Here is a 7,563-nt window from a genome sequence, read left to right as displayed (position 1 = left end):
CCCTGCGGCGGCTGCTGGCCGTACCCGGGCGGCGGGCCCTGAGGGGGCTGCTGGCCGGGGTAGGGGCCCTGCGGGCCGTTCGGGGGCGGGGGCTGTCCCATGGGGTTACCTCGTGGTCTGATCTGTAGAAATCGGGCCCTTCAAGTTCTACCGGACACCGGACGTGAAGAATCTCCCCGCGTCCTCTTTCGGTCACCTTCCGTCGTCGGGATCACCCCCCGACGAAGGCGTCCGCGTCCTCGCGCACCCACAATGGGACACGTGAAAGGAACACTCCGTATCCACCTGGGCTCGGCCCCCGGGGTCGGGAGCACACACCACGCGCTGGCCGAGGCCAGACGCCGGGCCGAACGCGGGACCGACGTCGTGGTCGGCGCGGTCCACACCCACCGCCGCGCCAAGACCTCCGCGCTGCTGGAGGGCCTGGAAACCGTCCCTCCGCTGCCCACCGGCGCCGTGAACACCGCAGCGGTGATCACCCGCGCGCCCCGGCTGGTCCTGGTGGACGACCTCGCCCGGCCCAACGAGCCCGGGTCCCCCAACCCCACCCGCTGGCAGGACGTGGAGGAACTCCTGGCCGCGGGGATCGACGTCCTGTCCACCGTGGGCGTCCACCACCTGGACTCGCTGTACGACGTCGTCCACCAGATCACCGGGGTCCGGCCCGAGTACACCGTCCCGGACCGGGTGGTGCGCGCCGCGGCCGAGATCGAGCTGGTCGACGCCACCCCGCAGGAGCTGCGCCGCCGGATGGCCCACGGCGACCTGCACCCCGCCGAGCGGGTGGACGCCGCGCTGGCCGACTACTACCGCGAGGGGAACCTCGCGGCCCTGCGCGAACTCGCCCTGCTCTGGACCGCCGACCGGGTCGAGGAGGGCCTCAGCCACTACCTGGGCGAGCACGAGATCCGCGACACCTGGGAGGCCCGCGAGCGAGTCGTGGTGGCCCTGACCGGCGGGCCCGAGGGCGAGACCCTCATCCGCCGCGCGGCCCGGGTGGCGGCCCGCTCGCGCGGCGGGCGCCCCCAGCCGAGCCACCTGCTCGCGGTGCACGTGGTGCCGCCGAGCGGGATCGGTGAACGCCCCACCGGAGAGCTGCTGCGGCAACGGCACCTCCTGGCAGAGCTGGGCGGCACCTACCACCAGGTGGTCGGCGCCGACGTGCCCTCGGCGCTGCTGGAGTTCGCGCGCGGCGCCCACGCCACGCAGATCGTCCTCGGATCCTCGCGCAGGCGGCCCTGGCAGTACGTGTTCGGCCCCGGCGTGGGCACGATCGTGGCCCGGGAGTCCGGCGACATCGACGTGCACATCGTGACGCACGAGGAGGTGGGCCGGGGGCACTGGCCGCTGCCCCCACCGGGGCGCGGCCTGAACGAGCACCGGAGGCTGTGGGGGTGGACGCTGTCCCTGATGGCACCCCCGTTCGTCACGCTGGTGCTGGCGCTGCCCGTGTTCTCCGAAGTGGGTCCGGCCGCGGACCCGCTGTTCCTGTTGCTGATCACCGTCGCCACCGCCGCCGTGGGGGGTCTGCGCCCGGCTCTGGCCTCGGCGCTGTGGAGCGCCGTCCTGCTCACGGTGCTGCTCTCACCCCTGCACGGCAGACCCTCGGTCTCCCTGGACAACTTCCTGTCGATGACGGCGTTCATCCTGGTGGGCGGGCTGGTGGCCACCATGGTGGAGATGGCCGCCCGGCGGTCGTCCCAGGCCCTGCGAGCCCGCGCCGAGGCGGACGCGGTCGCCCTGCTGGCGGCGAGCGTGCTGTCCGGGAACGAACCGCTCCAGGCGCTGCTGCGGCGGATCAGGGAGACCTTCGGGCAGCGCTCCGCGACCCTGTTGGAACGTCTGGACGACGGCCGCTGGTATCCCGTGCACAGTGTGGGCGCTCCGGCGTGCGAGGCCCCTGACGAGGCGGACGCCCTGGTGGCGGTCTCCGACTCCGTGGCGCTGGCGTTGCGCGGACGGGTGCTGCCCGCCGCCGACCGCGGGGTGATGGAGGCCTTCGCCACGCACGTGGGGATCGCGTTGGAGCACCAGCGGCTGGCCTGGGACGCCGCCGAGGCGCGTGGCCAGGTCGCGGGCACCCGCATCCGCACGGCGCTGCTGGCGGCGGTCTCGCACGATCTCCGCACACCGCTCACCTCCATCAAGGCGAGCGTGTCCAGCCTGCGCGCCACCGACATCCAGCTCTCGGAGGAGGACCGCGCGGAACTGCTGGAGACAGTCGAGGAGTCTGCGGACCGGCTGAACCGGCTCATCGGGAACCTGTTGGACATGAGCCGGGTGCAGACCGACAGCGTGCGGCCGCAACTGCGACCGGTGGCGCTGGAGGAGGTGATCCCGGCGACGCTGCTGGGGGTGCCGGGCGACGCGGTGGTGGTGGACGTCCCGGACGGTCTGCCCCGGGTGCGCGTGGACGCGGGGCTGCTGGACCGGGCCGTGGCCAACGTGGTCACCAACGCGGTGCGGTACAACCCCGATCCGCGTACCCCGGTGCTGGTGGCGGCGAGCGCGCACGGCGACAGCGTCCAGCTGCGGGTGGTGGACCGGGGGCCGGGCGTCTCCGACGAGGCCAAACAGCGGATGTTCGAGGCCTTCCAGCGGCTGGGGGACGCACCCCAGGGAACCGGTGTGGGGCTCGGCCTGGCTGTGGCGCGTGGTTTCGTTGAGGCGATGCACGGCACCCTGGCTCCCGAGGACACCCCGGGTGGCGGACTGACCATGGTGTTCACCCTGCGTGCGGTGGACGAGGCGGACAAGTGAGGAGCGGCATGCGGGTCCTGGTCGTCGACGACGACGTGCAGATCATCCGGGCGATGCGGATCAACCTGAGGGCGCGCGGCTACGACGTGGACACCGCCCCGGACGGTGAGAGCGCGCTGCGCCTGGCCTCGGAGCGCCACCCTCACGTGGTGCTCCTGGACCTGGGGCTGCCGGACATGGAGGGTGTGGAGGTCATCCAGCGGCTGCGCGGCTGGTCGCAGGTGCCGATCATCGTGCTCTCGGCCCGGCACTCCGCCGGGGAGAAGGTGCGCTGCCTGGACCTGGGCGCGGACGACTACGTCACCAAGCCGTTCGGGATGGACGAGCTGCTGGCCCGGATGCGGGCCGCCGAGCGCCGCGCGGTCCAGGCGGAGGAGGCCCCGGTGGTCCACACCGACTCCTTCGACGTGGACCTGGGAGCCAAGCGCGTGACCCGGGACGGCGAGGAGGTGCGGCTCACGCCCACGGAGTGGCACATCCTGGAGCTGCTGGCCCGAAACGCCGGGCAGTTGGTCAGCCAGCGCCAGCTCCTGCACGACGTGTGGGGGCCCAACTACCAGAACGAGACCAACTACCTGCGCGTCTACCTGGCCCAGCTGCGCCGCAAGCTCGAACCCGACCCCTCACGCCCGCGCCACCTCATCACCGAGGCCGGGCGCGGCTACCGCTTCGAGAGGGAGCGCTGAGCCTCACTGGGTGACCGCTCCGCACAGGTCCATCATCAGGTCGAACTCCACCGAGTCGGTCTGCCCGCGGTTGGCCTTGGCCACCGCGAAGCACGGGGCGAAGGCGCGCACCCACTCCATCATCCGGTCGGGGTCCACGGACATCGTCCGGGAGAGCGTGTCCACACGGCGTTCCACCTCGGCGACGTCGGCGGCCCTCCACACCGCCCAGTCGACCGCGTCGGCGGCACCGTCGCCCAGGCAGGCGCGGGGGTCGAGGACCACCAGTCCGCGTTCGCCGCCGTCGATGACGTTGCCGGGGTGCAGGTCGCCGTGGAGCGGGACGACGTCGACGTCACCGTGGGCCAGGTCGCGGGCCTTGGCCGCACCCCGGTGCATCGCGGCGGCCGGGACGGTGTCGGCCGCGGCGCCCTCCTCGCGTTCGCGTCCCCACATCTCGAACACGAACTGCACCCGGGCGCTGAGCGGCCGCAGTTCCATGCGTTCGGCCGGACTGACCTCAACGCTGTGGAGTTCGGCGATGAGGCCGCCGATGGTCTCCATGGACGGGACCACGCCGGTGGCGGCCACGGTGTCGCCCTCGACCCGTTCCATCAGGAAGGCGCCTCGGTCGGCGTCCACACCCCACACGTCGGGTACGCGTCGGGAGGGCGCCCACATGCGCAGGAGGTCGGCCTCGGAGACGGAGAGCCCGCTGTCCGGGGAGAGTTTGAGGACTCCCTCCCCGCCGTCCGCTCTGCGCACGTAGAGGACGACGGACGTGCGCCCGTGCGGGGCGGGGCCCTCGACGGAGAGCCGCCACTCGGAGGACAGCTTCTCGACGATCGCGGGCAGTTCCGCCAGCCACTCGGTGACGTGTCCCCCGAAGCGCCTCTCCAGACGACGACGCTGTCGGGCGTCGACGAACTGCGCTGTTCCGTCGTTCATACATCCACCTTCGGTTCGCTCACGCCGGTGCCCGCCGTGGAGGGACCGCGCACCGGGTCGACGTTCGGGTGCCTCGGGGCCGTGGCCCGCGCCGTCGCCGCGCCGCGAGGGCGTCGAGGCGACGGCGGGCACCGCGTCGCGGGTGCGAGGAGTTCCCGCCCCTGAGGCACATACCCATCCTCGCGGCGCTGGTAACGGCGTCGTGGCTGTTCGTGGTGGTGCCGCCGCGAGGGGCACCGGCCCGGCAGGTCAGGTGAGGCGCCCCTTGGCGGCCCGGTGCTGGGCGAGGAGCGTGTCCACGACCAGTTCGGACGGCCACAGCGGCGCGGTGATCGCGGTGGTGTCGAGTCGGCGGAGGAGGTCGAAGTCCGGTCCGTCGACCAGTCTCCAGGCGGCCACCGCGACCTGGTCCCGGCCGTCGCGGCGCAGCCGTTCGACGGCGTCGATGACGGACGGCGCCCAGGTGCGCAGGTAGCCGACCTGGACCGGGGAGGAGAGGCGTCGGCTCAGCATCCGGGCCACGTCCATGACCACCTGCCGTTCCTCGGTGCCGGTCGTGCCGTCGGCCGCCAGGACCACGCCGTCGTCGGGCCTGCGACCGGAGTCCGCGAGCCGCCCGGCGAGGTCGGCGACGATGGACGGGACCGCTCCCAGTGGCGGGGTGTGGCAGGAGTCCTCCATGCGGCCGAGGTCCAGGCGGGTGAGCAGGTGGGCGCTGGCGACGTCGCCCCCCGCGACGAAGGCCGGCACCACCACCTTGGGGCCACGGACGGCGTGGACCGCGGCCCTGACCTCGTCCGGGCTGCCGAAGGCCGCCGATACGGGCGCCTCGCCGCGCGCCGCCACGGCCTCGGCCAAGCCGCACAGGGCCTCTCGTCGGTGGGCGTCTCGGGAGTCGTCGGCTACGAGAACCATCGTGGGGACCATGATCGGCTCCTTGGGATCGCTGAGGCGTCTGCCATGGTCCACTGAGCGTAGGCACGTGGGATTTCCGGAAAGCACCCCAGTGTTACGCGGAGGAAAACAGCAGACAATGGCTGTGGTGGTTATCACCTGGGGAAGTCTTGGTGAATCATAACAATCCACCACGAACGTCGGCGTGTCCACTTCTACTGAGAGTGGCGTGCGTCTCCGACTGTCGGCACGGCACTTCCGTGAATCTCGGGGGCTTTCGAAGTAACACCACTGACCTCCCGTAACACGCAAACATCCCGACAAGTGAAGGCCGCACGACGCCTACGGGAACCGGGTTCCGATTCTTTGCTACCCCAGGGGCTCGCCGCCCGAAGAATTCTCCCGACCTCTCCAGAGAAATCCGACGCGAATAAACGACCGAGGCGAATGCACGGACCGTATGCACGTGCCACTGAATGCGCACGTTCTCGAACGCGCCGAGGAAGGGGGACCCGGCCTCCCGTCCACTCCTCCGAGACGCCCCTCCGTTGCCACACTGGAACGCCTGTTGTCAAGGGTGCGCACTCCCCCACTACGGCAGAACCACACACCACTTGACGTGGGGAGACAGGGTGCGAGTCCGGCGTGATCACTTGCGATACCCCCGCACCGGCAGCACACTGGGAACCACATGGGCAGGGACCTCGGGTCCCACCAACGTCCCGCTGTCCCACCCGGCACGAGCCGGAGGGGCCTCCCCACAGCGCGACGGGGCCGCCCGCCCCGCCACACGGACAACACCACCGAAGACCACCGAACCGTCCCAGACTGGAGTTGAGCATGGCCGTCCACCCTCGGGTGCAGACGCTGACCCAGGCTTTCCTCGCCAATGCCGACCAGGAGGCCCCTGGCCTGGTCCAGGGCCTCTACCTGACCGGTTCGGTCGCCCTCGGCGACTTCCGCCCGCACACGAGCGACGTCGACTTCGTCATCGTCACCGGCCGCCGCGCCGAGCGGGAGGACCTGGACGCCCTGCGCCGTGCGCACGCGCGCACGCGCGGCGAGGTCCCCCGCCCCCAGTTCAACGGCATCCACGTCACCTGGGACGAGCTCAACCTCGACCCGTCGGCCTGCGGACCCGTCCCCTCCGTCACCAACGGCCGCTTCCGTGACCGCGCCGCCGTCGACGTCAACCCGGTGACCTGGCACGTCCTCGCCGACCGGGGAGTCACCGTACGCGGCCCGCACCCCTCCGAACTGGACGTGTGGGACGAGCCGGAGAGCCTGCGCACCTGGTCCCTCGGCTCCCTCGACGAGCACTGGAGCCGCTGGCGGGAGAAGGCCGGACGCCTGGTCACCCCGCGCGGCCTGGCCGTCCTCGGGTCACTGGCCCCCTCCTGGAGCGTGCTGAGCGTCAGCCGGCTGCACTTCACCCTCAGGACCGGTGAGATCACCTCCAAGTCCGGCGCGGGCCTGTACGCCCTGCACGCCTTCCCCGAACGCTGGCAGCGCATCGTCAACGAGTGCCTGCGCGTCCGACGCGGCGCCCAGGCGCCCTCCCTGTACGAGAGCGCCCTGGCCCGCCGCCGTGCCGCCCTCGACTACATCGAGATGGTCCTGGACGAGTCCCTGCGGCCGGGTCTGGCCACCTGACCCGGGCCGGTCGGCCCACCGGACCGGGCAACTAATCTGGGGGCATGACCATGCGCCCCATCGTCCGCTTCGGCGACCCCGTCCTCGTGACCCGGACCGCACCCGTGACCACCTTCGACCAGCGCACGGAGAAGCTGGTCCGCGACCTTCTCGACACCGTCGACGCCCCCGGGCGCGCCGGGGTGGCCGCCACCCAGATCGGGGTCGGCTCCCGCGTGTTCAGCTACGACGTCGAGGGCCGCACCGGATACGTGATCAACCCCGAGATCGTCGAGCTCTCCGAGGAACTCCAGGACTGCGACGAGGGCTGCCTGTCGATCCCCCGGCTCTGGTACCAGAGCCGCCGCGCCCAGCGGGCCGTGGTCCGGGGCGTCGACCTCCGCAACGAGCCGGTCACCGTCGAGGGAACCGGTCTGATGGCGCAGTGCCTCCAGCACGAGACCGACCACCTGGACGGCATGCTCTACATCGACCGGCTGGACGCCGAGACCCGCAAGCGGGCCCTGCGCGACATCCGCCGCTCGGACTGGTTCCTGCCCTCGGAGAAGCCCGCACCCTCGACCTCCGTCCGCCTGCCCAGCGCGTTCGGCGGCTGACCCCCCACGCGCTACCGGGCGTTCGGGGTGGTCACCCGCTCCGGGTA

Annotated in this window: 5 protein-coding genes and 1 pseudogene; 4 read left to right on the top strand and 2 right to left on the bottom strand. The window is 71.9% G+C overall.

What is annotated here, in order from left to right:
• Positions 1–252: 252 nt before the first annotated feature.
• Positions 253–2,785, top strand: a pseudogene (locus D452_RS0120670) (ATP-binding protein); the annotation flags it as partial.
• Positions 2,769–3,446: a response regulator gene (locus D452_RS0120665; RefSeq protein WP_017546049.1), complete on the top strand. Its 678-nt coding sequence runs from the start codon at positions 2,769–2,771 to the stop codon at positions 3,444–3,446. The pseudogene D452_RS0120670 and the gene D452_RS0120665, both read left to right, overlap by 17 nt.
• A 3-nt stretch (positions 3,447–3,449) precedes the next feature.
• Here the strand turns inward: D452_RS0120665 and D452_RS0120660 are convergent, their stop codons facing one another.
• Together D452_RS0120660 and D452_RS0120655 are read right to left on the bottom strand one after the other, a co-directional pair.
• A complete protein-coding gene (locus D452_RS0120660) occupies positions 3,450–4,373 on the bottom strand; it encodes an aminoglycoside phosphotransferase family protein (protein ID WP_017546048.1) in 924 nt (307 codons plus the stop codon).
• Between the two features lie 249 nt (positions 4,374–4,622).
• Positions 4,623–5,300 carry a sirohydrochlorin chelatase gene (locus D452_RS0120655; RefSeq protein ID WP_017546047.1) on the bottom strand — a complete coding sequence of 226 codons (678 nt, stop codon included), beginning with the start codon at positions 5,298–5,300 and terminating at the stop codon, positions 4,623–4,625.
• 807 nt (positions 5,301–6,107) lie between these two features.
• Between D452_RS0120655 and D452_RS0120650 the strand changes: the two genes are divergently transcribed.
• Both D452_RS0120650 and def read left to right on the top strand, forming a co-directional pair.
• Positions 6,108–6,920, top strand: coding sequence for a nucleotidyltransferase domain-containing protein (locus tag D452_RS0120650; RefSeq protein WP_017546046.1), 813 nt, complete (start codon positions 6,108–6,110; stop codon positions 6,918–6,920).
• Between the two features lie 44 nt (positions 6,921–6,964).
• Entirely contained in the window at positions 6,965–7,516 is a 552-nt protein-coding gene (gene def / locus D452_RS0120645; protein ID WP_017546045.1) for a peptide deformylase, read from the top strand.
• The last annotated feature ends 47 nt before the right edge of the window (positions 7,517–7,563 follow it).

The organism is Nocardiopsis prasina DSM 43845 (assembly GCF_000341265.1).
GTDB lineage: Bacteria > Actinomycetota > Actinomycetes > Streptosporangiales > Streptosporangiaceae > Nocardiopsis > Nocardiopsis prasina.
The sequence above is the reverse complement of the archived record's forward strand: the minus strand, read 5'-3'. Positions and strand labels throughout refer to the sequence as shown.

Bases quoted from the DNA above. Each gene is read 5' to 3' on its own strand.
- D452_RS0120650 (WP_017546046.1), top strand. From the start codon at position 6,108: ATGGCCGTCCACCCTCGGGTGCAGACGCTGACCCAGGCTTTCCTCGCC.
- D452_RS0120655 (WP_017546047.1), bottom strand. From the start codon at position 5,300: ATGGTCCCCACGATGGTTCTCGTAGCCGACGACTCCCGAGACGCCCAC.
- def (WP_017546045.1), top strand. From the start codon at position 6,965: ATGACCATGCGCCCCATCGTCCGCTTCGGCGACCCCGTCCTCGTGACC.
- D452_RS0120660 (WP_017546048.1), bottom strand. From the start codon at position 4,373: ATGAACGACGGAACAGCGCAGTTCGTCGACGCCCGACAGCGTCGTCGT.
- D452_RS0120665 (WP_017546049.1), top strand. From the start codon at position 2,769: ATGCGGGTCCTGGTCGTCGACGACGACGTGCAGATCATCCGGGCGATG.